General features: G+C 67.6%; 21 protein-coding genes. 4 read left to right on the forward strand and 17 right to left on the reverse strand.

Features of this window, described 5'->3' with window-relative positions; genetic code table 11:
• Positions 1 to 98 precede the first annotated feature (98 nt).
• The 12 genes from ACFWPK_RS23325 to infA all read right to left on the reverse strand — a co-directional run bounded on the left by ACFWPK_RS23325 (position 99) and on the right by infA (position 9,893).
• Positions 99 to 1,064: a helix-turn-helix domain-containing protein gene (locus ACFWPK_RS23325; protein ID WP_378919038.1), complete on the reverse strand. Its 966-nt coding sequence runs from the start codon at positions 1,062 to 1,064 to the stop codon at positions 99 to 101.
• A 239-nt stretch (positions 1,065 to 1,303) separates the two neighbouring features.
• The gene (locus ACFWPK_RS23330) at positions 1,304 to 2,254 is read right to left on the reverse strand and encodes a nitrilase-related carbon-nitrogen hydrolase (protein WP_378919040.1); all 951 of its coding nucleotides are present in this window, start codon (positions 2,252 to 2,254) and stop codon (positions 1,304 to 1,306) included.
• 318 nt (positions 2,255 to 2,572) lie between these two features.
• Positions 2,573 to 3,526, reverse strand: coding sequence for a helix-turn-helix domain-containing protein (locus ACFWPK_RS23335; RefSeq protein WP_378919042.1), 954 nt, complete (start codon positions 3,524 to 3,526; stop codon positions 2,573 to 2,575).
• Positions 3,527 to 3,772: 246 nt separating this feature from the next.
• A complete protein-coding gene (locus tag ACFWPK_RS23340) occupies positions 3,773 to 4,750 on the reverse strand; it encodes a helix-turn-helix domain-containing protein (RefSeq protein ID WP_378919044.1) in 978 nt (325 codons plus the stop codon).
• A gap of 426 nt (positions 4,751 to 5,176) precedes the next feature.
• Positions 5,177 to 5,989 carry a tRNA pseudouridine(38-40) synthase TruA gene (gene truA / locus ACFWPK_RS23345; RefSeq protein ID WP_378919135.1) on the reverse strand — a complete coding sequence of 271 codons (813 nt, stop codon included), beginning with the start codon at positions 5,987 to 5,989 and terminating at the stop codon, positions 5,177 to 5,179.
• Positions 5,990 to 6,091: 102 nt separating this feature from the next.
• Positions 6,092 to 6,607, reverse strand: a complete 516-nt coding sequence (gene rplQ, locus ACFWPK_RS23350; protein WP_378919046.1) for a 50S ribosomal protein L17 — start codon at positions 6,605 to 6,607, stop codon at positions 6,092 to 6,094.
• A 21-nt stretch (positions 6,608 to 6,628) separates the two neighbouring features.
• Entirely contained in the window at positions 6,629 to 7,687 is a 1,059-nt protein-coding gene (locus tag ACFWPK_RS23355) for a DNA-directed RNA polymerase subunit alpha (RefSeq protein ID WP_056818293.1), read from the reverse strand.
• A gap of 91 nt (positions 7,688 to 7,778) precedes the next feature.
• Entirely contained in the window at positions 7,779 to 8,384 is a 606-nt protein-coding gene (rpsD, locus tag ACFWPK_RS23360; RefSeq protein WP_067448178.1) for a 30S ribosomal protein S4, read from the reverse strand.
• A 23-nt stretch (positions 8,385 to 8,407) separates the two neighbouring features.
• Positions 8,408 to 8,821: a 30S ribosomal protein S11 gene (gene rpsK, locus ACFWPK_RS23365; RefSeq protein ID WP_019045110.1), complete on the reverse strand. Its 414-nt coding sequence runs from the start codon at positions 8,819 to 8,821 to the stop codon at positions 8,408 to 8,410.
• Positions 8,822 to 8,830: 9 nt separating this feature from the next.
• Positions 8,831 to 9,202: a 30S ribosomal protein S13 gene (gene rpsM / locus ACFWPK_RS23370; RefSeq protein WP_378598303.1), complete on the reverse strand. Its 372-nt coding sequence runs from the start codon at positions 9,200 to 9,202 to the stop codon at positions 8,831 to 8,833.
• 210 nt (positions 9,203 to 9,412) lie between these two features.
• Positions 9,413 to 9,526: a 50S ribosomal protein L36 gene (gene rpmJ, locus ACFWPK_RS23375; RefSeq protein WP_056818299.1), complete on the reverse strand. Its 114-nt coding sequence runs from the start codon at positions 9,524 to 9,526 to the stop codon at positions 9,413 to 9,415.
• A gap of 145 nt (positions 9,527 to 9,671) precedes the next feature.
• Entirely contained in the window at positions 9,672 to 9,893 is a 222-nt protein-coding gene (gene infA / locus ACFWPK_RS23380) for a translation initiation factor IF-1 (protein WP_003418601.1), read from the reverse strand.
• Positions 9,894 to 10,229: 336 nt separating this feature from the next.
• Between infA and ACFWPK_RS23385 the strand changes: the two genes are divergently transcribed.
• Positions 10,230 to 13,415: an AAA family ATPase gene (locus ACFWPK_RS23385; protein ID WP_378919049.1), complete on the forward strand. Its 3,186-nt coding sequence runs from the start codon at positions 10,230 to 10,232 to the stop codon at positions 13,413 to 13,415.
• A 22-nt stretch (positions 13,416 to 13,437) separates the two neighbouring features.
• Here the strand turns inward: ACFWPK_RS23385 and ACFWPK_RS23390 are convergent, their stop codons facing one another.
• On the reverse strand, positions 13,438 to 13,920 hold the full coding sequence (locus ACFWPK_RS23390) for a DUF4254 domain-containing protein (protein ID WP_378919051.1): 483 nt from the start codon (positions 13,918 to 13,920) through the stop codon (positions 13,438 to 13,440).
• 191 nt (positions 13,921 to 14,111) lie between these two features.
• Between ACFWPK_RS23390 and ACFWPK_RS23395 the strand changes: the two genes are divergently transcribed.
• Positions 14,112 to 14,921: a GntR family transcriptional regulator gene (locus ACFWPK_RS23395; RefSeq protein ID WP_378919053.1), complete on the forward strand. Its 810-nt coding sequence runs from the start codon at positions 14,112 to 14,114 to the stop codon at positions 14,919 to 14,921.
• Entirely contained in the window at positions 14,918 to 15,514 is a 597-nt protein-coding gene (locus ACFWPK_RS23400) for a GNAT family N-acetyltransferase (RefSeq protein ID WP_378919055.1), read from the forward strand. The genes ACFWPK_RS23395 and ACFWPK_RS23400 overlap by 4 nt, the downstream gene beginning before the upstream one ends.
• A 13-nt stretch (positions 15,515 to 15,527) precedes the next feature.
• Here ACFWPK_RS23400 and eccCa read toward each other — a convergent pair whose 3' ends face one another.
• Genes eccCa through eccD form a run of 3 tightly spaced genes read right to left on the reverse strand, consistent with a single transcriptional unit; the run spans position 15,528 to position 22,476 of the window.
• Complete coding sequence (gene eccCa, locus ACFWPK_RS23405) at positions 15,528 to 19,592, reverse strand: type VII secretion protein EccCa (protein WP_378919057.1); 4,065 nt, start codon at positions 19,590 to 19,592, stop codon at positions 15,528 to 15,530.
• 8 nt (positions 19,593 to 19,600) lie between these two features.
• Positions 19,601 to 20,992: a type VII secretion-associated serine protease mycosin gene (gene mycP / locus ACFWPK_RS23410; protein WP_378919059.1), complete on the reverse strand. Its 1,392-nt coding sequence runs from the start codon at positions 20,990 to 20,992 to the stop codon at positions 19,601 to 19,603.
• On the reverse strand, positions 20,989 to 22,476 hold the full coding sequence (gene eccD, locus ACFWPK_RS23415) for a type VII secretion integral membrane protein EccD (protein WP_378919061.1): 1,488 nt from the start codon (positions 22,474 to 22,476) through the stop codon (positions 20,989 to 20,991). The genes mycP and eccD overlap by 4 nt, the downstream gene beginning before the upstream one ends.
• Positions 22,477 to 22,708: 232 nt before the next feature.
• Here eccD and eccA point away from each other — a divergent pair, with 232 nt between their 5' ends.
• A complete protein-coding gene (gene eccA / locus ACFWPK_RS23420; protein ID WP_378919062.1) occupies positions 22,709 to 24,553 on the forward strand; it encodes a type VII secretion AAA-ATPase EccA in 1,845 nt (614 codons plus the stop codon).
• On the opposite strand, the gene eccB is transcribed toward eccA, so the two are convergent.
• Complete coding sequence (gene eccB / locus ACFWPK_RS23425; protein ID WP_378919064.1) at positions 24,554 to 26,038, reverse strand: type VII secretion protein EccB; 1,485 nt, start codon at positions 26,036 to 26,038, stop codon at positions 24,554 to 24,556.
• Positions 26,039 to 26,046 lie beyond the last annotated feature (8 nt).

Consider the following 26,046-nt stretch of genomic DNA (forward strand, 5'->3'; position numbering starts at 1 on the left):
CTCGCACCGCACTGGTCCAACGAAATCCAGTGTGATGCCGCAGCGTTCGTGTCTACAGTCCTACCGCGCCAAGCCTCTGACAATCGGCGCCACGTTGGTCAGCCGATGTGCGACTGCCGATATTCGCCGGGCGTCATCCCGGTTTCCCGCTGGAACACGCGGTAGAAGTGCCGTTCCGAGGCGAATCCCGAGGCGAACGCGACCGCCGCGGGCGGGTGGCTGCTGTTGCCGGCCAACAGTTTCTGCGCATGCGTCACTCGCAAGCTGCGCAGGGTGGTACCGAGGCTGTCGCCGGTGCCGTCGAAGATTCGAAAAAGCGTGCGGCGCGAGATGTGGCAGGCTGCCGCGACCTCATCAACGGTCAATTCCGGGTCGGTGCAGCGCTTCCGGAGGTAGACCAGGACGTGTTCGCGGCTGAGCGCCTCGGCGGGCGCCTCGGTAGGTTCGCTCCCCGCGGCGAGCAGCACCGCCGAGCCGAGGAGGTCGAGCGCGCTGCGGGCCAGGATGTCGGCCTGCGCGGGCGATTGCGCGCGGACTCGGGCGAGCTCACGAAAGTAGGTGGCCACCACACCCGCCGGACTGCCCGGAGCAATCACGGTAGCCGTCGGTATGCGGACCTCACCGAGCCCCGGCCGCAGGCGGAGCAGCCGTGTCGGCACTCGCACGAGCACCTGCTCGTAGGACACACTGTCGTGCCAGAGCGAGGGCCGCGCGGTATCGAGAAACGTCATCTCACCCGGCTTCAGCAACACTGAGCGGCCGTCCTGCGTGAGTCTGGCCTGACCTGCGACTTGAATGCTGACCAGCAGGTATTCCTCGTCCGCGCAGGCTACATGCGTCTTGGTACGCCGGAATTCCTGATTTCCACCCGCGAGCGCGGTCAGCGAGAAGTCGGCAGCACCGGGCAACGCACTGCTGGTGAGCCTGCCGAACGTGGGTGCGTCCAACGTGGGATCGAGCGCGAGTGGGAAATACGTCTTCGTCATCAACGCTTCCCACTGCTCGAACTCCGCGCTGCGCGGTGTCGGCGCCGAGAACTCCAGCGTCGTCGCTTCGTTCGCCACAGGCGCCTCCGGAAACGAGAGTCAGGCATGCCGTCCCCGCGGCATCGCCCAAAGAATACCCTCGAATGCAATTGCAAATGCAATTTCATTTATCCCCTGAACAGGGAGAACCTCTCTGCGCAAGCCCCTTTCAGTACCCTCCGATACGAGTGCCGCAGGCCGATCGCGACACGGTCGCCGCACTCCACCACACCACCGGCGCCGAACTCGAGGTCGGCCTCGAACAGCTGAGGTGGTTCTCAGGCCCCCGCGAGTCCGGCGCGCACCGGCTCGCGCCGCACGACCCGACCGCTGGACCCCCGAAGTGGCTGCAAGCGCTCGCCGCGCGGCACAGCAGGCGCGGCCATGCGTACCGTGCGGCCGAGGTCGAGATCGGCGTAGAGCAGGCCCTCCTGGCCTTCGGCGAGTGGTGTGGCGAGTTCGAGCCCACCGGGTCCGAAGATCCGCGAGACCCCGCCACCGCCACGGAGCAGGCGTCGCTCGGGCGAACGCGCGTCGACGACCTCCCAGCCCGCCACGGGCACGACCGCGACGGGCGCGATGACGTGGGTCGACCCGTCCATCGCGTAGCGGACACTGGCGGCGGTGTTGAGATCGGGCCCCCACTCCTTGCCCTCCCCGTAGTACACGGTGAAGCCCGACCACGCCGACACGTGGATCTGCTCGCGCTGTTCGTGCATCTGTCCGCGCAGGTCCGCGCGGAGATGATCGGCGCCGCCGAGCACGCCGATCCGGCCGTGCACGGTGTCGCGGACCAGCGGTCCCCCACCCGGCGAGACACTGAAGACAGTGCGCTCGAGCCCGGTCGGTTCAGCCTTGCGAGCGACGGCGATGGTGCCGTCGGCATCGATCAAGGCCTGAGACATGAAGACCTCGCGTCCGGCCCGCTCGGCGAAGCCGATCGAGACGTGCAGGCCCTTGCGGCGGGCCGCGTACGCGATGGCGCGCAGTTCGGGGCCGTCGGCGGTCAGCGCGTTGGCCAGGTACCTGGCCAGGAATTCCTCACCCCAATCGACCGAATTAAGCCACATCCACCACGGAAATCCGGGCAGGAACGTCTCCGGAAAAGCGATCAGTTGCGCGCCGCCACGTTCGGCCGACTCGATATATTCGATTGTCTGTTCGACTCCGGCGGACAGATTCAACCATTTCGGCTCGGCCTGCACCGCTGCCACGCGTACCCGACTCATCGTGCCCCCTTGTCGCTCAACCAGTGAAGAGTGTTCAATTCACTCTCTCGCAGAATGGCGCGATACAAACTGTCATCCTGTGCCAGCCGACTGACGGTCTGTGCCAATCCGCCGTTTACGGTCGGAAATCCGTTTCAGCGCGCGCAATTCGGGTTCGCTGCAACCTCAACATGAGTCTTGCTAAGAGTTTGGCGAAGCGGCGGCCATTCTTCAAGAGGGTGCCTGCATCGGGCAGTCCAATACGGCCACGCCACTCCGACGTCGAACCAGTCGGGAAAGGGGGCCTGACGATGGACAGTCTTGCGATGAAAGGTGGGATCAGATAGACAGCGCACTCGTCGCGATCATCCGGAATTCGCCGGGGGTCATCCCCGTCTCCATCCGGAAGGCACGGAAGAAATGGCGTTCGGAGGCGAAGCCTGACGCGAGCGCGACTGTCGCCGTCGCCCGGCCGGGATAGCGGGCGAGCAGCGTGCGCGCGCATTCCACCCGCATGCGCCGCAGCACGGCACTGAGCCCGTCCTCCACGTCACCGAACAGCCGGTACAGCGTTCGTCGCGACACCAGACAGGCTCGCGCGATGTCGTCGATCGTCAGGCTCGGGTCGGCGCATCTGGTCCGCATGAAAGCGAGCACCTGCTCGCGCGACAGCGCCTCCGCGGGCTCACCCGACGGGATGTCCCCCGAGGCCAGCCGGACCGCGGAGGCGAGCAGTTTGACACCGCTGTCGGCCAGCACGGTCGCGTGGCCAGGGGCGCTCTCCTGGATGCGGGCAAGATCGCGGAAGAATCCGGCGACCACACCGCCCGCGCTGTCGGCGGTGACCGTCACTGCGGTCGGCAACGGGGTATTACTACCGGAGCCCAGCTGTTGACGCAGAACCTCGAGTGGTGTCTGCACGACGACCTGCGCCCATGGAGCGCCCAGGTCCCAGTGATACGGGCGAGAGGTGTCGTAGAAGACCATGTCGCCGGGCCGCACCAACGCCACCCGACCGTCCTGGTGCAGCAATCCCGAACCCTCGGTGAGGATGGAGACCAGGAGGAATTCGCCCTCGGTCTTCGCGATTCCGCGGGTGGTGCGGCGGATGCGCTGGGCGCCCGCGCTGATCGTCGACAGATCGAAGCCGGGCTGGCTGGTGCGTTCGATCCGGCCGTGGAAGGCACCGTCATCGCAGGGGTCGACCATCAGCGGGACATAGCTCTCCGAGAGCAGCGACTCCCATTCGGCAAAAGATTCGCTGCTTCCGGCACGGGTCTCCGCAACCTCCACGCCAACCACCTCGCTCCCTATCCGAACCGAACAGCAAACAGTTGGCGTCGCACAATCGGCGGGCTCGCCCTGCACCGAGCCTGCCAGATCGACCGACTCGTTTCCATCGAATGTTTCCGAACGGGATGGTTGACCGTCATCGGAACGGCATCTAGCACTGTCAATTGCAGCGGATATCCAGCCCGAGTATTTCAAGGTGAATACTCCATGTGAGGCATATCACTCCATGAGGTGGAGCGTCCGTCGTCAGCCGACGTGGGTGCCGGAACGAGCAACTACTCGGTACTCACCCGGTGTCATACCGGTCGCAGCCTGGAACGCACGATAGAACTGCCGCTCGGTGGCGAATCCCGACGCGGTCGCCACTGCCGCCACCGAGCGGAAATCGGCCGCCGCGAGCAACACCCTGGCCCGTTCCAGCCGCATTCCGCGCAAGACAGCGCCGAGTCCGCCCTCGAACTCCGCGACCACCCGATAGAGCGTGCGCCGCGACACGCCGCAGGCGTCCGCGATCCGGTCGATGGTCAACCCGGGGTCGGTGAAGTTGGCACGCAAATAGTCGAGCACCTGCTGGCCGTTCACCGCCGCGATCTGCGCCCGCCCGGGTCGCCCGCCCGACGCGATGGTGGCCGCCGCACCGAGTAGGTCGATTCCGCTGCCCGCGAGCACTGCCGCCGCCGCCGGATCTGTGCTGTGCAGTTGGGCGACCCGCTGGAAGAATCTGGCCAGCATGAGCCCGACGCCGCCCTCGCCGATAACCGTCCCGGCAGGCAGGAGGTCGTCACGGACCCCGAGATAGTCGACGACCTGCTGCCGGGGCACCCGGATGGTGAGATCCTCGATCATGCCGTCCGAGCGCCACAGGATCGGCTGCGAGGTGTCGTAGAAGATCATCGCGCCCTGCGTCAGCTCGACGCGGTTTCCCGCGTGCTCCACCTGGGCACGCCCCGCCAGTACGACGCTACCGATGACATGCAAATCGTCGGCCCTGGCGATGTGCCGTCGCGTCCGGCGCAATTCGTGCCCCTCGGCAACCACTGTGCCCACGGAGATATCGCCGAAGTCGGCCGACCTGATCCGCCCCTCGAACGCGCGCGGCACGGTCGGCGCGATCGACACCTCGGTAATCGCACCGGCGACCAGCTGCTCCCAGTACCCGAACGCGTCCGGCACCGCGATCCGATCGGTCGAGCAGATCTCGGGGAAACCCTCGAACGCCGTCATCGCCCGATCTCGCTATTCCACCGCAGCAGGGCGCAGGCTCGCCCGCTCGTGCGGCCCGTCGGACTCCCACCGATTGAGGCGCCTGCTGTCGACGAATACCATTTCGTCCGGCCGCAATTCGGCCATTCGGCTGCCCTGTGTGAGCTGGCCTCGAAACGACGGCTCCGGACTGATCGGCTCAATTGTTACGGGCACGTAAGTGTTCGACATGACCGCATCCCATCATCGATCGCCGCGGCCGAGGAGGTATCCCACGAGAGAAATCTAGCATTGCTACGACTACCACACCGATATCGTGAGCACCACCACCGAAAACCAGCACAGTTACAAAGAAGTCGCCTTCTTTCTATTGGCCGAAAACTGTCTCGAACAATATCGAATCGCCACTCGGCTTATGTGATGCCACAACGAGAACAGATATGCCAATCAATCGCCGCAGCAGCCGCCTTCGGGTGTGGGCACAGTTCTGGTTTCGCGAGTTTGAATGTTGCGGGCGGCGAGGTCGGCGTCGGCGGGGTAGTCGACGGCGATCAGGCTCAGCCCGTGAGCGGGGGCGACGGTGACCGAGCTGGAGCGTTCGGTTTCGGCGAGCAGGGTCGTGGTCCATTCGGGGGTGCGCCTGCCCTCACCGACCGCTAGAACGGCGCCGACGAGGCTGCGCACCATCGACCAGCAGAAGGCGTCGGCGCTGACGTAGGCGGTGAGCAGGTCGCCGTCGCGTTCCCAGTCGAAGCGCTGGAGTTCGCGGATGGTGGTGGCGCCCTCGCGTCTGCGGCAGAAGGCGGCGAAATTGTGCAGGCCCAGCAGGTTTCGGGACGCGGCCCGCATGGCCTCGAGGTCGACGCCGGGCTTGCACGGCACCACACCGCGCCCCTGCAACGGCTGCGCGCCGTAGGGGGCGGTGGTGAGCCGGTAGGCGTAGTGGCGGCGCATCGCGGAGAAGCGGGCGTCGAATTCGGGCGGTGCGGTGCGGATTTCGGTGATCCGGACGTCCTTGGGCAGGAACTTGGCCATGCGGTACATCAACTTGTCGGCGTCGAATTCGGCCACCGTGTCGAAGTGCGCGACCTGACCTTCGGCGTGCACGCCCGCGTCGGTACGCCCGGCGACCGTCAGCACGATCGGCTCACGCAACACCTTCGACAGCGACTCCTCCAGCACTCCCTGCACCGTGCGTAACCCCGGCTGACGTGCCCAGCCGATGAAATCGGTGCCGTCGTAACTGATCCCGAGCCGCACCCGAGTCGACGTCTCATCCATCGCAACCTCCCGAAATCACGCGCAGAAAGAGCCGAGCCCGCCACCCACGAAGGGTGACGGGCTCGGCAGAACTCCTGAGAATCAGGCGTCCTTCTTGTCCTCGGTGGCCTCGTCGGCGGCCGGGGCGTCAGCCACGGTCTCGTCGGCGACGGTCTCCTCGACGACCTCAGCGGCCGGAGCCTCTTCGGTCTTCTGCGAAGCGGCGACACGACGGGCCCGATCGGCCTCGTTGGTCACGGTCTTCTCGCGAACGAGCTCGATGATGGCCATCGGCGCGTTGTCACCCTTGCGCGGCAGCGCCTTGGTGATACGCGTGTAGCCACCCTCGCGACCCTCGAACGAGGGGCCGATGTCGGCGAACAGGACGTGGACGACGTCCTTGTTGCGGATGTCCTTCATGACCTCACGACGGTCGGCAAGGCTGCCGGCCTTCGCCTTGGTGATGATCTTCTCGGCGTAGGGACGCACCGCCTTGGCCTTGGCCTCGGTGGTCGTGATCCGACCGTGCTCGAAAAGCGCCGTGGCCAGGTTGGCGAAGATCGCCTTCTGGTGCGACGCCGAGCCGCCGAACCGGCGGCCCTTCTTGGGCTTGGGCATTGTGGGTTTCTCCTGGGCGTATTAAAGCTGTTCGGTTTCGGCGTAGTCCTGCTCGCCGCCGTCGGTATCACTGAACGTGCCGCTGTCGCTCCACGTTCCGGTGCTCGCGTCGTAACCCACCACGGAGGACGGGTCGAACGACGCCGGGCTGTCCTTGAGCGAGAGGCCGAGCGTGTGCAGCTTGACCTTCACCTCGTCGATGGACTTCTGGCCGAAGTTGCGGATGTCGAGCAGGTCCGACTCGGTACGGGCGACAAGCTCGCCCACCGTGTGCACACCCTCGCGCTTGAGGCAGTTGTAGGACCGGACGGTGAGGTCCAGGTCCTCGATCGGCAGACCGAAGGAGGCGATGTGATCCGCCTCGGCCGGGCTGGGGCCGATCTCGATGCCCTCGGCTTCGACGTTGAGCTCACGGGCCAGGCCGAAGAGCTCGACCAGGGTCTTACCGGCCGAAGCCAGCGCGTCCCGGGCCGTGATGGAGTTCTTGGTCTCCACGTCGAGGATGAGACGGTCGAAGTCGGTGCGCTGCTCGACACGGGTGGCCTCGACCTTGTAGGTCACCTTGAGCACCGGGGAGTAGATCGAATCCACCGGGATCCGGCCGATTTCCGCGCCGGTCGCCTTGTTCTGCACGGCGGGCACGTAACCGCGACCCCGCTCGACGACGAGCTCGATCTCGAGCTTGCCCTTGTCGTTGAGGGTGGCGATGTGCATGTCCGGGTTGTGCACGATGACGCCGGCGGGCGGGACGATGTCACCGGCGGTGACGGTGCCCGGGCCCTGCTTACGCACGTACATGGTGACCGGCTCGTCCTCTTCGGAGGACACGACCAGACCCTTGAGGTTCAGGATGATGTCGGTGACATCTTCCTTCACGCCGGGAACGGTGGTGAACTCGTGCAGGACGCCGTCGATGCGGATGCTCGTGACCGCGGCCCCCGGGATGGAGGACAGCAGGGTACGACGCAGCGAGTTGCCGAGGGTGTAACCGAAGCCCGGCTCGAGGGGTTCGATGGTGAACTTCGAGCGGTTCTCCGCCACAACCTCTTCGGTCAGTGTCGGACGCTGGGAAATCAGCATGAGGATCTACTTCCTGTTCAGGGCATCCGCTATTTGATGCCTCGTCAGTGATTGCGGGGGCCGCCGCGTGGCGACCCCCACCGTTAAGCGATTACTTCGAGTAGTACTCGACGATGAGCTGTTCCTGCAGCGGCACATCGATCTGCGCGCGCTCGGGCAGCTGGTGCACCAGGATGCGCAGGCGGCCGGGGACGACCTGCAGCCAACCGGGAACCGGACGGTCGCCGACGGTCTCGCGAGCCACCTGGAACGGCAGCGTCGGGAGCGACTTCTCCTTGACATCGATGATGTCGTACTGGGAGACCTGGTAGCTGGGGACGTTCACCTTGACACCGTTGACGATGAAGTGACCGTGGCTGACCAGCTGACGGGCCTGACGACGGGTACGAGCCAGACCGGCGCGGTACACGACGTTGTCCAGACGAGCCTCGAGCAGACGGAGCAGGTTGTCGCCGGTCTTACCCTTGAGGCGGTTGGCCTCTTCGTAGTAACGACGGAACTGCTTCTCCATGACGCCGTACGAGAAGCGAGCCTTCTGCTTCTCCTGCAGCTGCATGAGGTACTCGGATTCCTTGATCCGCGCGCGGCCGTGCTGGCCGGGCGGGTAAGGACGACGCTCGAACGCCTGGTCGCCTCCGACGAGGTCGACGCGCAGACGACGCGACTTGCGGGTGATGGGGCCTGTATAACGTGCCATTTGTTATCTGTTCCTTTCCCGCTTTAGACGCGACGCCGCTTGGGCGGACGGCAGCCGTTGTGCGGCTGCGGAGTGACATCGGAGATCGAGCCCACTTCCAGGCCTGCGGCCTGCAGCGAACGGATCGCGGTCTCGCGGCCCGAACCCGGGCCCTTCACGAACACGTCGACCTTCTTGACGCCGTTCTCCTGCGCCTTGCGGGCAGCGTTCTCGGCAGCGAGCTGCGCGGCGAACGGGGTGCTCTTACGCGAACCCTTGAAACCGACGTGACCCGACGACGCCCACGAGATGACATTGCCCTCGGGGTCGGTGATCGAGACGATGGTGTTGTTGAACGTGCTCTTGATGTGCGCGTGGCCGTGCGGGATGTTCTTCTTATCCCGGCGACGCGACTTCTGAGTCTTCTTCGGGCCAGCGGCCCGGCTCTTCGGAGGCATACGCTATCCCTACTTCTTCTTGCCGGCGACGGTCTTCTTCGGACCCTTGCGCGTACGCGCGTTGGTCTTGGTGCGCTGACCACGAACGGGCAGGCCACGACGGTGGCGGATGCCCTGGTAGCAGCCGATCTCGATCTTGCGGCGAATATCGGCCTGAACCTCGCGGCGCAGGTCACCTTCGACCTTGTAGTCCGAGGCTTCGATGTAATCGCGAAGCTTCGACAGGTCGTCGTCGCTGAGATCCTTGGAGCGCAGGTCCGGGCTGACGCCCGTCTCGGCCAGGATCTGGGTGGCGCGGGTGCGCCCGATTCCGAAAATGTAGGTCAGCGCGATCTCCATGCGCTTTTCGCGCGGGAGATCAACGCCCATCAGACGTGCCATGTGGCAGGTTCCTTAATGGTTGCGGAGGTCTGCTCCCCGTCCGTCCCCCCGTGTAAGAAATGGGGGCACCGGCCTCCGTGCCGGTGGATGGCGCGCACACGTGCGTACGCGCTGGATCTGGGAGTTCTTCTTTCGGTCAGTCCGATCAGACGATCGGTGCCCGGTGGTGCTGCATAGAACGGCCCCTCGGCAAGCCTCGGGAACGCTGTCTCAGCCCTGACGCTGCTTGTGGCGCAGGTTGTCGCAGATCACCATGACCCGACCATGACGGCGGATCACCTTGCACTTCTCGCAGATCTTCTTGACGCTCGGATTAACCTTCACGTCAGTCCAATCTTGTATTGGTCCACACAGGTGGTGTGAACACAGTTTTTCCCCAGCCAGAGGACTGGGGAAGTCTGGTGTGCGCCCCGTTGCCGGGACACTGTGCGACGCCGCGCGCCGGTAGGGCTCGCGACGCCGTCAGGCATCACTTGTAGCGGTAGACAATCCGGCCGCGTGAGAGGTCGTACGGCGACAGCTCGACGACCACGCGGTCTTCCGGAAGGATACGAATGTAGTGCTGCCGCATCTTTCCGCTGATGTGCGCGAGAACCTTGTGACCGTTCTCGAGCTCGATCCGGAACATCGCATTGGGCAGCGGCTCGACAACTCGACCCTCGACCTCGATGGCCCCGTCTTTCTTCGCCATATCCTCCGCGATCCCGGTTACGCTCAACCTGAGTTTGATGGCCGTCCGCGTGTGTAATGTCAACCAAGAGCCTGTCGACATGCATGCGAACAGTCGGCGCATAGGTGCACCGCCGCTCTAGCTTACCGGGCCGGGCGGCCAGAGGCAAAAGTGCCCCGAACCGTACACCTCGATCGAGCCTGCCGCTGCGCTATCCACACTGCCGCTGCGCTCTATCCCCAGCCCGATCCGGAGCAATGAGGCGCCCACCACGTCGATGGGGTTGTCGCGTAAACTCACCGGCGTCGGAGAAGTGGGTCGATCAGATCGGGGGACCCTGGTGAGCGAGGCGTGCCGGTGAGCCGCAACAACGACAGCCTCCCCATGCTGCCGCCGTGGCTGTCGGAGAGCGACGTCACACAGGTCGGTTACGAGGCTCCGGTCGAGAACCTGCCGCAGGACGACGAGATCGATGAGGCACCCAAACGCCGCCGCTTCATGGGCCGTGGTGACGATGCCGCGCGCAAGGACAAGGGCAGGCGCCGCCGCAAGGACCGTGAGTCCGAGGAAGAGGCCGCCCAGCAGCAGCCCGCACGGCCTGCCGAGCCCGTCGACCAGCGCCGCCATGCCGAGCCGAACCAGTCCGGTTCCGGCTGGGCCACCCCGCAGCAGCCCGCGAACCCGCTGATTCCCGGCCCCTCCCACCAGCAGCCGCGCGGCGAAGAACAGCCACGTCAGCAGCCCACCTACGACCAGCCGCCCCATCAGTCCGGCCGCGAGCAGCAGCCGACCCAGGGCCAGGGCTCGTACCAGCAGCCGATCCAGGGCCAGGGGTCGTTCCAGCAGCCGACCCGCGAGCAGTCCCCACAGCAGCAGGCAAACCGCGAGCCGCAGGCGGGGCAGTATCAGCAGCCGCACCAGCAGGCTGCCCAGAACCCCCTGGCGCCGCCGACCAGCGCGCCGCCGTCATCGACGGATCCGGCGCCGCGGCCGGATACCCACGGCCAGATCCCCGGGCCTTCGGCTGCGGATCCGGCACCGTGGGCAGGCGGCCAGGCCTCCTCGACCAGTTCGGCCCCTTGGTCGACGGGTCAGCCACCGGCGAATCCCGCGCTGCCTTCGGCCGGCGCGCCGCTTCCGCCTTCGCCCACCAGCGGGCATCCGCACGCGGGTCCGGCCACACCCGCGCCGAGCACCGAGGCGGCGGATCACGCCGCGAACGCACTCCCGACGCGCACACCGGCACCGCCGTCGAACGGCTTCACCCCGCTCGGCCCGAACCAGCAGCGCCCCGACCTTCCCCCGCCCCCTCCCCTGCCGGACCCGCCAGCGCGGCCGACCCAGGCCCCACCACGCCTGACCGTCCCGCCGCAGCCGACCGCCGCCGAGCCGCGGCCGGCCACCTCGGACCGGGAAGTCGAGCAGGCAGGCCACACGGCACCCCAACCGGTGCCGCCTCGCGACGAAGTCGGACAACCCACCACCGACACGCCGTCGACCTCCGCGCACCGTGCGGCCGAGTTGGAATCGCCGCCGGCGCCGTCGTTCCAGGAGGCCGAGCAGGCCACGCCGTCTCGCGAGGCCGCCAACGACGTGCCCGAATCGGCCACGGCGACAACACCAGCACCCGCCGCGGAGCCCCCCGCATCGCAGACGACCGGTGCGCGTCATTCGGCTGTCGGATCGATGCCCGACGAGGACGCCCCCGCGAACACCGCAGTAGATTCGCAGCCTGGACCCGCGCAGGCAGGCCCCCGGGCCCCGCAGGCCACCAGCGAGTCGGCACCGCAGCGCCACGCAGCGCAGACGCCGCCGAATTACTCGACTCCCGAAGCATCCCCGGAGGCGGGACGTTCGGATGCCCGATCCCCGCATGCCGCAGGCGAATCCGCGCCACCGCACGGGTCGCCTTACAGCTCCGGCGAAGCCGGTGTTCCGCAGCGGGCGCCGGGTACCGAGCAGCGGTCGCCGTACGCGTCCGGCGAGAACGTGCCGCCTCCGGCTTATCCTGCGACGCAATACAACTCGGTTCCCGGCGATCCCACGCCGGTCGCGCCGATGCACGCGCCGGATGGGCGGACCGAGGTCTACCGGTCCGATGATCCTCGACTGCAAAGCGGTGAGGCGAGCGGGCAGGGTGGCGCGCAAACCGGTTACCGCTCGGGTGAATTCGTGCAGGCGGCCGACGCCGCGTCGCCGTATCCCCGCCCGGACGGCACCCCCGCCCAGCACCAGCAGCCCGACGGTCTGCCCACATACGGACCCGATGGCGTCGCCCAGCGACCCGACGGTGCGGCACCGCAGTATCGGCCCGACGCCGCTCCCCCGCAGCACCCCGACGGCGCACCGGCGCAGCAGTATCGGCCCGACGGCTCCCCTGCTCCGCAGTACCAGCAGCCGAATCAGGGGATGCCGCAACAGTTCCCCCCGAACGGTCCGGCCCAGCAGTACCAGCACCCCAACGGCCCCGGCCAGCAGTTCCAGCCCGACGGCACCCCCGCGCAGCAGTACCAGCAGCCCAACGCGGCCGCGCAGCAGTACCAGCAGCCGGGCAACTACCAGCAGGGCCAGCAGCAGCCATACGGCCAACCCGGTTGGGGCGCACAGCCACAGGGCTACCAGCCCTCGCTCGACGATGTCCCGGTCAAGCGGGCCAAGAAGGCTCCGGGCAGCGGTTGGCGCAAGGCCGTGCACCACGCGTCCGGCGGTGCGATCAACCCGGGCATGTCCGCTGAGGAACTGCGCCTGCAGGAACTCGTGGCCCGTATCCGCCAACCCGTGCGCGGCGACTACCGGATCGCGGTCCTCTCGCTGAAGGGTGGCGTCGGCAAGACGACCACAACGACCGGCATCGGCTCGATCTTCGCCTCGATCCGCGGCGACCGAGTCATCGCCGTCGACGCCAATCCCGACTTCGGCACCCTGTCGCAGCGAGTAGCCATCCAAACCCGCTCGACAGTGCGCGACCTGCTGCTCGACCCCTCGATCCAGCGCTACTCCGACGTCCGCAGGCACACCTCCCAGGGCTCTAGCCGCCTGGAAGTCCTTGCCAGCGAACGTGATCCGGCCGCGTCCGAAGCGTTCAACGACGAGGAATACCGGGCCGTAGCCCGCATCCTGCAGCGCTTCTACAACATCATCCTCACCGATTGCGGCACCGGACTGATGCACTCGGCGATGGGTGGGGTCCTCGACCTCGCCCACTCCCTGGTGCTGATCTCGTCGGCCGCCATCGACGGCGCTCGCAGCGCCGCCGCGACCCTGGACTGGCTGTCGCTGCACGGCCACGACCACCTGGTCCGCAACGCGGTGGTCGTGATCAACCTCCCCCGCGAGGGCTCACCCAACGTCGGCATCCAGCAGCTGCGCGAGTACTTCCTGTCCCGCTGCCGTGCCGTCCACATCATCCCCTTCGACGAGCACCTCTCCGAGGGCGCCGAAATCGACCTGCACCGCCTGCACAAGACCACCAAGCGCGCCTATGTGGAACTGGCGGCGACGGTGGCCGACGAGTTCGGCGTACACCACCACCGCCTCGGCTGACACACACGACCGCGGCGCTGGTTCACCACTCCGGCAACCGCCTGCGCCCGGCCAGAATGTCACGCACCAGGTCGTCGTAGGCGTCGGCCAGTTCGGCCAGGTGGTGCCACGCGCAGTGCAGCATCTCGTCGTTGGCGGCCAACGTCATCAGGGCATGGTGCGCTCGCACCGAAGCCTCGGCCATGCGGTCGATGACCGAGCCGACGGTCTCGGTGTGCAGTGTCGCGCCGAGCCGGTGCTGCGGCACTGTCCGTAGCACCCAGTCGTCGATCGCCAGCACCAGTTCACTACGTCGACAGTCGATTTCGCGCAGGACCACCGGATCGGTGTCGACCCGTCCCCCGCGCCCGACAATGCGTTTCTCGTGCAGCACGGCCAGATCGCGGGCGAACCAGAGCAGCGGCCCACCGATCACCCGATGTCCGCGACACGCCCGGACGAGAATGTCGGAGAGGGGTAACGGACCGGTAGCGGCCGGGTGCCCGGCGGTATCGACACTCCGCACTGTGTCAGGGAAAGCCATTACAACTGTTGAACTCTCCGAACCAGCCACGTTGCCTCGCCGTCATCGCCGCAGAGCACCGGATCAGGACGTTCATTACAATAAACCTCGCAAGCTTTCTGTCAAGCATTACTCGGCCGTAGGTAACCGATACGAGTACACTTCGTTACCTGCACGACCTACCGAGGAGCATGATGGCGGACGGTCCGACCTATCTCCGGATCGCGAACCTTCTCCGTGAGGAGATCCGTGCGGGCACATGGAAACCGGGCGATCGCCTGCCGAGTCACTCCGAGCTCGCCGCCCAGATGCAGGTCTCGATCACCACTTCGCGCAACGCGATTCAGGTGCTGGTCGCTGAAAATCTTGTCTACACAGCGACTTCCCGCGGCACTATCGTGCGAAACCAGGAAGTGCTGGAATCGGTGGTCACCGACCACATCCGTCGCGATCGGCCCAAGTCGGCGCACGACATCTTCGAAGAGATCGCGCGCGCGGCCAACCGCGAACCGTCCAAGCAATTCAGCACCAGGATGGAACCCGCGAACACCGAAGTCGCGCGCTGGCTCGGCGTCGCCGCCGACTCCTGGGTGCTCGCCCGCACGGTCGTGCAGTACCTCGACCACGAACCGTGGTCGTGGGAGGTGAGCTTCTACCCCCGCGACCTCGCCGAAGCAGCGGGCATCGACTCCCCCCACGACATCCCCGAGGGCACCACCCGCCGCCTGGCCGACCGCGGCTACGGCGAGACCGCCCACCGCGATACCGTGCTGGCCCGCGCCGCCACCGCCGAAGAAGCGGCGGTACTCGGCGTCGCCACCGGCACCGTCCTGCTCGACCACCTGCGCATCGGCGCCAACCACGAACGCGTCACCCGCGCCACCCGCCACCGTTCCCTGGCAGGCCGCAATCAGCTGGCCTACCAGCTCGGCGACACCACCGGCACCGACGTCATCGCCCGCACCCTCGGCATCGCACCCGGGTTGGCCGTCGCGCTGCCATGACGGTGCGCCTGCGCCCGGCCACCCTGGGCGACCTGCCGCTGATCTGCCGCCTGCGCGTCCAGCGCACGTCGTGGCTGACGGCGCGCGGGTCGGATCAGTGGACGGTGGCAGGCCGCGGGCGGCCGATCGAGATCTTCGCGGGCGCGGTCGGGCGGGCACTGGATCGCGGTGAGACGTGGATCGCGGAGGTCGACGGTGAGCCCGCGGGGACGATCACGGTCAACCATCGGGCCGATCAAGGGCTGTGGTCGGCGTGGGAGCTGGCCGAGTCGGTGATCGTGCATTTCATGATCGTCGACCTGCGGTTCGCGGGTCGACGGGTCGGTGATCACCTGCTGGCGCACGCTGCCGCACTGGCCGATGACGAGCACCGCCTGTGGGTCCGCCTCGACGCCTGGACCACCAACACCGAGCTCCACGACTACTACCGCCGTGCGGGCTTCGCGCTGGCGCGGGTCGCGGGGCCGGTCGCCACCGGACCGTCGAAAGCCCTGTTCGAACGGCAGACGAGGACGTGGCCGCCCCGGTTGCCGTCGACATTCACCACCGCGGGCGCGCAGTGCAGGCTCTCGGCGGCCTCCCTCCGGGACTGAACGGCGGTCCCGGCTACAGCGGCGCCAGGTCGGCGACATGGATCATCTCGACGCCCCGGCTGCGGGAGACCAGCGTGCCGCGACCGGGTGGCATCTTGCTCGGCCGCACTTCGCCGATGATCTTTCCCTCGTCGCGCGAACCGCTCATGACCAGTGCCTGTACCGACAGGTTCTTCATGGCACCGAGGACCGGGTCGTAGAGGGCCCGTGACACACCACCGATGCGGCGGGTGACCACCAGGTGCAGGCCGATGTCGCGGGCCTGCGGCAGGTATTCCAGCAGTGGTGCGAACGGGTTGCCCGAACCGGTGACAACCATGTCGTAATCGTCGACGACGACATAGATCTCGGGCCCGGTCCACCAGCTGCGTTCCCGCAACTGCGCAGGGGTGATGTCCGCGCCGGGAATCCGCTTCGCCAGATACCCGGCGACTTCGGCGATCATCGGTCCACAGGTCTGCGACGACGTGGAGTACCCCGCCAGCTGATCGCCCTCGAGCGCGCCGAGCATGGTGCGGCGGTAGTCGATGAGGATCACCCGCGCTTCCTGCGCGGTGGACTGTTCGGCGATGCCCATCACGATATTGCGCAGCAACGTGGTTTTGCCGCATTCCACATCGGCGAAGGCCATGAAGTGTGGTTCGGTGCCGAAATCGAGGACCAGCGGCTGCAATTCGGCTTCGTCGAGGCCGATGACCAGCCGTAGGCCGTTGAGCTCGAGGCCCTGCTCCCTGGCTTGGTCCATCACCTGTTCGCGCGGGAAGCTCAACGGCAGCATGCGCACCTCGGGTGCGCGGCGATCGGGGTAGAGGGCGGTCAACCCGTCGCGAGCCTGTGCCACACCGTCTGCGATGGTGCCCGGATCGGAGTCGGAGTCCAAGCGCGGCAACGCGATCAGCATGTGCAGTTGCTGCGGGGTCATACCGCGACCCGGCCGCCCGACCGGCACCTGATGCGCGGTGCGCCTGCCCATCTCGGAATCGCCGGGGTCGCCGAGGCGCAGTTCGAGGCGGGTGCCGATCTGGTCCTTGACCACCGGACGGATCTCGGCCCAGCGGGAGGCCGCCAGGATCAGATGGATGCCGTAGGACAAGCCCTGCCCCGCGATGGCATTGATAGCGGGCTCGAGAACATCGAATTCCTCGCGGATGGCGGCCCAGCCGTCGATCACCAGGAACACATCACCGAACAGGTCGGCGGCGAGCAGGTCGCCGGGGGCGGCGGTGGTGCCGTTGACCCGCCTCGCCTCCTGCGCGGAGAACTTGCGGCGCCGGAACTCGACCATCGATTCGATGCCGAGTTCGGCGAAACGTTCCTCGCGCTGGCGCATGAGGCTGGTCAGTTCGGCGATGGTGCGGCGCACCCGGTCACCGTCGAGCCGGCCTGCGACCGATCCGACGTGCGGAATCCCGACCAGACCCGCCATGGAACCACCACCGAAGTCGAGGCAGTAGAACTGCGCCTGTTCGGGGCTGTGGGTCGCGGCGGCGGCCATGATGATGGTGCGCAACGTCGTGGACTTGCCCGACTGCGGACCACCGACGACCGCGACATTGCCCTGTGCGCCCGCGAGATTGATGGTCAGCACATCGCGGCGCTGCTCGTAGGGCTTGTCGATGACGCCGATCGGCATCCACAACTGCCCGTGCCGGTTGACCGGCGAGCGCCAGTCCGGGTCCGGCAGCAGCATGTCGGTGGTCGGTGACTCCTCGAGCGGCGGCAGCCACACCTCGTGGGCGGGGCGGCCGTGGCCGGTGAGCCGTTTGACGACCACATCGAGCAGCGAGTCCGGGATACCTTCTTCGGCGATCGGCCCCGACGGCGGCGGTGGCGGCAGCTCCGGCAGCCCGCGCAGGGGCGAATCCTCTTCCTGTTCAACCGGTTCCGGCTCGGCGATCTCGACCGCCGACGCGGTGAACACCACGGGCCGCTGCCCGGCCACCGGTGACCCGTCGTCACCGGTGACGGTGCCCGCGGGCGCCACATACGGTCCGGACACGTAGCTCGCGTTGAACCGCAAGGGTTCGGACGCATCGCTCTTGAGATAGCCCGCACCCGGCACGCTCGGCAGGTGATAGGCGTCGGTGATGCCGAGGACGGCACGGGATTCGTTGGCGGAGAACGTACGCAGACCGATCCGGTAGGACAGATGCGATTCCAGCCCACGCAGCTTGTTCTCCTCCAGTCGCTGCGAGGCGAGCAGCAGGTGCACGTGCAGCGAGCGGCCGAGTCGGCCGATCATCACGAACAGTTCCGCGAAATCCGGTTTCTGCGAGAGCAGTTCGGAGAACTCGTCGACCACGACGAAGAGCGCGGGTAGCGGATCCAGCGGAACCCCTGCCGCGCGCGCCTTTTCGTAGTCGGTGACATTGGCATAGTTGCCCGACGAACGCAGCAGCTCCTGGCGGCGGTTCATCTCACCGGCGAGCGCGTCCTTCATACGGTCGACGAGCGAGAGCTCTTCTTCGAGGTTGGTGATGACAGCGGCGACATGCGGCAGCGAATCGAGGCCGAGGAAGGTCGCGCCGCCCTTGAAGTCGACCAGAACCAGGTTCAGCGCGTCGGGCGAGTGCGTGGTCACCATCGAAAGCACCAGCGTGCGAAGGAATTCCGACTTTCCGGAACCGGTCGCACCGATGCAGAGTCCGTGCGGGCCCATGCCGTTCTCGGCGGACTCCTTGATATCGATCTCGACCGGGGTGCCGTCCGGGGTGACGCCGATCGGCACCCGCAGCCGCTCGCGCGCCGTGCGCGGGCGCCACACCCTGGCCGGATCGATCTGGGCGGCGTCGGGGATGCGCAGCAGTGCCATCAGGCCGGGGTCGGAGGCGGTGCCCTCCCCCAGGCTCACGATCTGCGCGGCCGTCGCCAGTCGGTAGCGAGACAGTGCGCGGGAAAAGGATTCGGCCTCGGCCACGCTGACGGTGTCGACGGTGGCGAACCGCTCGACGCCCGCAGCCGAGCGCGCCGACACCGCACCGTCCTCGACGACCAGTTGCAGCCCACGCCGCGCGGCCAGTCCGTGCTCGGGCGCGGTGAGGTCGAGCACGGTGACCGAGTCGAGGCCGGACTCGCTGATCAGGCGCTCGTTGCCGCTGATGTACCCGTCGTCGATGACGACGACCAGGTGCACACGCCCCTGCGTGGGCTGCGGGTTACGCATGAAGCGGCCACGTTCGAGCAGTTCCGACGACAGCGCCGACTCGAACTCACCGAGCGAGGTGTAGAGCATGCGGGCCGAGCCGAGCCCGTCGCGCTGATTCGGATGCTGTACGTGCGGAAGCCATTTCGCCCAGCCCCAGTGCAGATCGGGGTCGGCGCAGACGATGGCGACGGCGAGGTGGTCGGGACCGTGGAAGGTGGTCAGTTCCATCAGCATCGCGCGCACGAGTTCGCGGGCGTCATCGTCGGGTCCGTCGATATTGATCGCGGGGAACGCGCGCAACGACACCGCGGTCGGCAGTTGATGCACCACCGAGTGGGTGCGCACGAAGCGGCGCAGGGCGACCGTCGACACCGGCTCCAGGTCTTCGAGCGGGCCGGTCTCGGGGCGGGCCAGTTTGGTGGCGAGGCGGTGGCTGCCGACACCGACGCGGATGTGTCCGAAGTCGGGATCGTTGGGGCGGCGCTCCCACATCCGGCGGCTGCCGATGAGCGAGGGCAGGTCGGCGGGTTCGGGGTGGCTCCAGATGAGGGTGTCGAGCTGTTTGGTTCCGGTGCCGCGCACGTCCTTGCGGACCTGGTCGAGGTAGCGGAAGTAGTCCTTGCGTTCCTCGTTGAGTTCCACCGCGCGCTTGGGGCCGCCGCCGCGCATGCCCGCCATCATGCCGACCATCGACATGAGCATCATCATCGGGAACATCATCGACATCGGATTGGAGAGCAGATTGCGGCCCATGGTGGCCATCATCGCGATCATGCCGACCACCGCGACGACCATGATGACCGGCATCAGCTTCATCATCAGGGGCGCCGGAATCGCTCGGTCGATCTCCGGTGGTGGGGTCAGCGCGACCTCGCCACCGGGTGCGCGCGGCGGCGCGATCCGGGGTTTACGGACGAAACCTTCGGTTGCCATCGTTGCCTCTAGTCGAATTCCGGATTCAGGTCCGGCCGCCGGGATCGGAACGGGAAGCCGAGCGCGGCGCCGATGCCGAGCGCGGCCAGCAGAGTGAGCGAGCCGATCACCGCCACCTGGCGCGGACGCGGGTCGGTCGGTGTGGGCGATACCGGAGCGGCGATCGTGTGCGGGCCGTCGGCGTTCACGCCGATCGCGGCGGCGGGCAGCGTGTCGGTGAGCGCGGCGAGCGGGTCGATCAGACCGGCGCCGATCGCGTCGTCGCGGCCGCGGCCAGGGGCGTGCGCGGTGCGGGTGATCCGGTCGATGACCTGCGCCGCGTTGAGTTCGGGATAGCGGGAGCGGATCAGGGCGGCCAGGCCGGCGACGTAGGGCGCGGCGAAACTGGTGCCGTCGACGGGCTGGGTGCCCTCGCTGGTCTGCACGCCGTCGACGAGGCCGGTGCCACCTGGCTTGCTGTCCAGCGACACGATGTTGCGCCCGATCGCCGCCGCGCCGATCCACGGACCGTGCAGTGACAGCGCCGACGGGGTGCCGTCCGCGTCGACCGACCCGACCGAGAGCACGTACGGGGTGAACCAGGCCGGGGTGGGCACGGTGTTCACCGCGCTCCAGCCGTTGCCCTCGTTCTGGGTCTGGCAGCTGCCGCTGGTCTCCACATTGCCCGCCGCGGCGACCACGACGACATTGCGTTCGTAGGCGTAGGCGACGGCGGCACCGAGGGTGGCGTCGGCGGTATCGGAACCCGCTGGGGTGCAAGCGACTTCGGAGATGTTGATGACCGTCGCACCCATATCGACCGCGCGAACGACGGCGGCGGCCAGGGTCAGCACGCTGCCGTACCCGTCGCTGCGCAGTTCACCGGGCGGCTTCTCGCCCTTCCGGTCCTTGGGTTCGTAGGCGAGGCTGAGCTGGCGGATCGACAGGATCTCCGCGTCCGGCGCCACCCCGACGAAGGCGTCGTCGGGTGAGGGCCGAGCGGCGATGATGCCGGCGACCAGGGTGCCGTGCCCGTCGCAGTCGACGGTGCCGTCGGTGTCGCTGACGTAGTCGCCGCCCGGTTGCAGCGCGGGCAGGCGTGGATGCCGGTTCACCCCGGTATCGATCACCGCGACCTTCTGGCCCGCGCCCCGGCTGAACTGCCAGGCGGCGGGCAGATCGAGCACCCGCTGCGAGATCGGTGGCTCCGACGGCGGGCTGCCACGCAACACCGGTTCCGCGCACAGCTCCCGCTGTTCGGTCGGTTCCAGTGGCGCGGGCCGCCCGCTCAGCGCCTGTGCCGCGCCGAGCGCGCCCGGGTCGATCTTGGGTGGCGCGATCGCACCGGCGGGCGCGACCGAGGCGAACACCGTCAGCGCGAACGCCGCGGTGATCCGGACTGTGCGGCGACCGCGGCTCATAGGTTCCGAGCGGTCGAGTACACGTCCATCACCCACAGTGCCAGCGGGATCAGCGCGATGATCAGCAGGTACTCGAAGATCTCGATCATCCGCCGGGTCACCGGCGTCACCTCGACGTGCGGGCCGATCACCCCGAACACGACCACCGCGACCGCCGCACCGACAAGCAGTGCGGCAGCGGTGAATTCGAAGGAGCTGTGGCCGATGCCGAGTCCGAACACCACGCTCAACCCGATCAGCGCACCGGCCGCGATGAGGATCGCCGCCTGCACCAGGTCCGCGAAGGACCGGCCGCGCAGGCACAGCACGATCGCTGTCACCACGGCCAGCGCGACGCCACCGGAATGCAGCGTCCCGAACGGGTCGGCGGCGCCGAACGCGCCGATGGCCGCGGCGACCGCGTAGGCCGCGATCAGCCCGGTCTGCACCTGATTGGCGATGCGGGCTCGTTCACCGAGGCCTGCCGCCGACGGCAGCGCCACCGCGCCGATCGCGCCGATGCCCTCGATGGTCGGGCGCTGCTCGTGGTCGGCGGGGTCGATCGCGCCACCGGCGGTCGGGACCGGCGGAATCGGCAATCGCGCGGCGACGGCGGCCAGCCTGGCCACCGACGACAACAACACCAGCGCGCCGATCAGCACTCCGGCGAACAGTTTCGGCAGCCCGGGATGCCAGCCGAGGTAGACCGAGGCCGCGACGGCGGCGATCACACTCATCGCGATCGCACTCGCGAACAAGCTCGCACCGACCCCGGTGAGCCGGTATCCGAGCACCGCGGCGACGAGCACCACGACCGAGCCGAGCAGCAGGTGCGCCGCACCGAGTTCGCCGGGCACGGTCAGTGCCCCGCCACCGAACAGCAGCAACAACCCGTCCAGCGCCAGCCAGACCCCGGTCATCCGATCGGCGTACTTGCGCGCGGCGATCCCCGCGGCGGCCATCGCGCCGAGCCCGGTCCCCAGCAGCGCGAACGCGGGGATGAGCGGGTCACCATGGCTGCGCGAGACGGCGAGCAACACCAGCGCGGCCACCACCGCGACGGTGGCAAGCATCAACCCGGTGCGGCGCGCGGCCGCTCCCGACCAGCTGCGGAATTCGGCTGCGGTGAGCCGGGATACGGCGTCGATCACGTCGTCGAAGAGTGCGGGTGACTCCTTGGGTGAGACCGGGCTCAGCACCAGCAGTTCACCGTCGTAGACCTCGGCCTCGGTGAGCGTGCGGCTGGGCGCGAGCGGGTCACGGCCGAGGCGGGCCAGGGTCCAGTGCTGGGCCTGCACGGGCGCCGAGTCCTCGTCGGCGTCGCCGTGGCGAGGGTCACGGGAGCGGATCAGGGTCACCAGGTCGCCGATGAAGGCCGCGATCGGCACGGTGGCGGGCAGACCGATATCGAGTTGGGTGTCGCCCCCGATCACCGAGACCCGGCACAGTTCCGGTTCGGACGCCCTTGTGCCGCCAGGATGGGTTACGACATGCGCTTCGGTCACCGTATCGACGTCTCCACCTGGACTGCCTCCATGACCGCGAGCTTTCTCCGCATGCACCACCAGTACCAACACACAGGTACGGTCGAACACACCGAGGGCGAACAACTTCCACACCGGGGATGAACAACGGCCTGCGTCGGACTCATCCGTTGCACCCGTCCACTGACATTACATAATCTGGCCGTAATCGCCAGATATCCACCAGAGAAACGATTCCGGGGTCCGACACCATATGCCAGATATTCGCCAGGCCCAGCGTGCTTTCGACGCAGGCGTTCTCTCGTTCGGATTGACGATCGAAGGCCAGGAATCGGCACGCGATCTCGAGTACGCCCAGTTGGCGTTCCAGCGCGCGACCGAATGGGATTCGTCGATGTGCGACGCATGGCTCGGCCGTGCCGCCGCGGGCGAGCTCACCAGGGAAGTGCTCTCGAACCTGTTCCGCACCAGCACCGATTCCCTCGGCCGCGAGCAGCGCCGCCTCGGCCTCACGCCACGCGCGCTCAGCGGCAAGTTCGAGCCGGGTCTCTACATCAGTTACCCGTTGTCGAGCCTGACCGAGATCTGGCTGGCCTGGATCGCCCAGCTCATCACCGACAAGGAGTACGCGCAGGCCGAGCAGTTGCTCGACGAGCTCGACCGAATCCGCAAGGCCCGCACCGACGATCCCGATCGCGCCCACGACGACCTCATCTGCCTCTACGTGCGCGGCATCCTGCACTACAACACCCAGCGCTGGTCGGATGTGATGACCGTGCTGTCGGGCTCGGCACAGTGGACCGACCCGTATCTCGGCACCGGCGCGCACGTGATGGTCGGCACCGCCTGCGCCCAGCTCGGTCTCTTCGGTGAGGCGGTGCGCCGCATGGAGCAGGCTGAGGCAGGCCCGATTCCGCTCGCCAGAGCACACGCCATGCACAGCCGCGGTCTCTGCCTGCGCGAGATGGGCAACGACGGCGAAGCCCAGGCGCTGTTCGAGCAGGTCTACTCGCAGGCGCCCGATTTCGTCGCCAACACCACCGCGATGCGCGACCGCACCTTCCGGATCACGGTGACCAGCCGCGAATCCATCGACGCGCGCACCGACAAGTGGGACCCCGCCTCGGCGCCGACCATGGCCCAGATGAACGAGGCCGAGGCCGAGAACCGCGCCAAGACCGTGCTCGCGCAGGCGCGCGCCGAGCTCGACCGGCAGGTCGGCCTCGCCTCGGTGAAGACGCAGGTCGCGAAGTTGCAGTCCTCGGCACAGCTGGCGAAAATCCGTGCCGAGAAGGGCCTTTCGAGTCAGTCGCGCGGTCAGCACCTGGCCTTCACCGGGCCGCCAGGAACGGGTAAGACCACCATCGCCCGGGTGGTCGCCAAGATCTACTGCGGTGTCGGTCTGCTCAAGACCGACAAGGTGGTCGAGGCCAAACGTGTCGACTTCGTGAGCCAGAACCTCGGTGGCACCGCGATCAAGTCCGAGAAACTGATCGACTCCGCGATGGACGGCGTGCTGTTCATCGACGAGGCCTACACCCTGATCCAGACGGGCCTGTCCGGCGGCGACGCCTTCGGCCGTGAAGCCGTGGACACCCTGCTGGCCCGCATGGAGAACGACCGCGACCGGCTCGTGGTCATCATCGCAGGCTACGACGGCGAGATCGACCGACTGCTGGCCGCCAACGACGGTCTGGCGTCGCGTTTCGCCAAGCGCCTGCAGTTCCCGTCCTACACGCCGGACGAGCTGGGCCAGATCGGCGAGATCATCGCGGGCAGTAGGGATTCGCAGCTGTCGGACGCGGCGGGCGTCGCGCTCATCGATGCCTGCTCGTTCCTGTACGGGGTCGAGAGCACCGATCAGAGCGGACAGCCGCGTCGCGGCGTCGACCTGGCAGGCAACGGTCGCTTCATCCGCAATGTCATCGAGGCGGCCGAGGAGGAACGCGAGTTCCGCCTGGCCAACGACGTCGACGTCGACCTGGCCGAGATCGATGACGACGTCCTGATGCGCATCGAGGAACCCGATATGCAGATCGCGCTCAAGGGCATCCTGGCCACCCTCAACGTCGGCGAGCTGCCCGAGTCGCTGCGCTGATCAGCGCCCGCTCGGCAGCGAATCATAGCTGGTGAGAGCGTCTTTCACGGACAGTGTCGGGCCGGGAACCAGCTGCCCGACGATCGCCCACGGCGCCAGCCGCGGCTTGTCGCCGAGACCGAGCACGGCGGCGACCGCGGCGTCGGGGATGCCGTAGCGGATGCCGCTGTCGGCCACGTAGAACAGCGATTCGCGGCGCGGGCTACCCGGGTCGGAACCGGTGACCTGGACGAATTCGCCCGAGGTCGGCGGCAGGTACACGGTGTCGACGCGGTCGCCGGTGCCGTCGGCGGTGGCGAGGGAGACCGGTTTGGCCGAGTCGGGCAGCGGGAGCCGTTGCCCGGCGAGCAGGGTGAGCTTCGAACGCTCGTCCGGCCCGTCCGGCGACTTGCCTTGCGATGCCGCGGTTCCCGGCGCCTTGGACCAGCCGACACAGGCCACCGGGGCGTCTTCGGGGGCGAGGATCCGCGGCGCCATGACCGGGAAATCGTCGATGGGCAGGGTGGTCAGCACCGGAATACGATCGAGGAAGTCCGGCGGGACGATAGCGATCTCGCGCATCCCCTGTGAATCCGCGTTGCGCAGCAACTGGGTGGTGAACGGGGTGATCTTCTGCACACCGTCAGCCAGCACGACGTAATTGTCGGCGCCCACCGAGATCACACCGCCCACCGGCACATTCGCCAGCTTTCCCGGGCCTGGCGTGCCCGCGTTCGCGATCGTCGGCACCGCGAGCGGCGGTACCTGGGTGGTCGCGCCGAGGAAGCCGGTGCCCATCGGGCGTGGTCGCTGCCCGGACAGGTTCAGGGTGCGGGCGATGACCGAGTTGGCGGTGTCGACCTCGGTGCGAAGGCCGTTGTAGACCAGGAAGGTCTTGTCGCCGCGGCGGACCAGGAGCGCGTCGTCGCGGCCGGTCGCGGCGATCCGGTCACCGAGGGCCGGTCGGCCTGCGATCACGGTGGTGGTGCCGCCGGAGGCGCCCGCCGCGCTACCGGTGATGGACAGCTGGGTGGTCTCGCAGAGCGTCCAGTCCGATCGCGCGCCCTGCACCGAGCCCGGCATCGCGGCGGGTGCGCCGGGGATCCCGAGCAGGGGCCCGCGCGGCATCGAACCGAGCTTGGCGTCCTTGACCGAGTTCGGTTCCGCCGGCGAGCCCGCGATCAACCGGGCGGAGGCGAGATTGAGTACCGGATGCAGGGCCTTGCCGCCGTCCGCGGACGCCACGACCACATACATCGCGCCGCTCTGCTTCCCGGTGACGATGAGTGAATCGCCGATCGCACCCTGCGGGCGCAGGAAACTCATGATGGCGGCACCGGCGACGATGATCAGACCGAGCACCGCGCCGACCATCAGTGACCGGCTCTGCGAACGCATCGGATCGTGCAACATGCGCACATCGCGGCGGACGAGCGCGTGATCGAGCCGTCGCAGGAGAAACCGGTAACCGTTGACCTGGGCCTTGGTCGTCAACTGTGCGGGCACAGCCGACA

It is taken from the genome of Nocardia sp. NPDC058519, from assembly GCF_042719755.1.
GTDB lineage: Bacteria > Actinomycetota > Actinomycetes > Mycobacteriales > Mycobacteriaceae > Nocardia.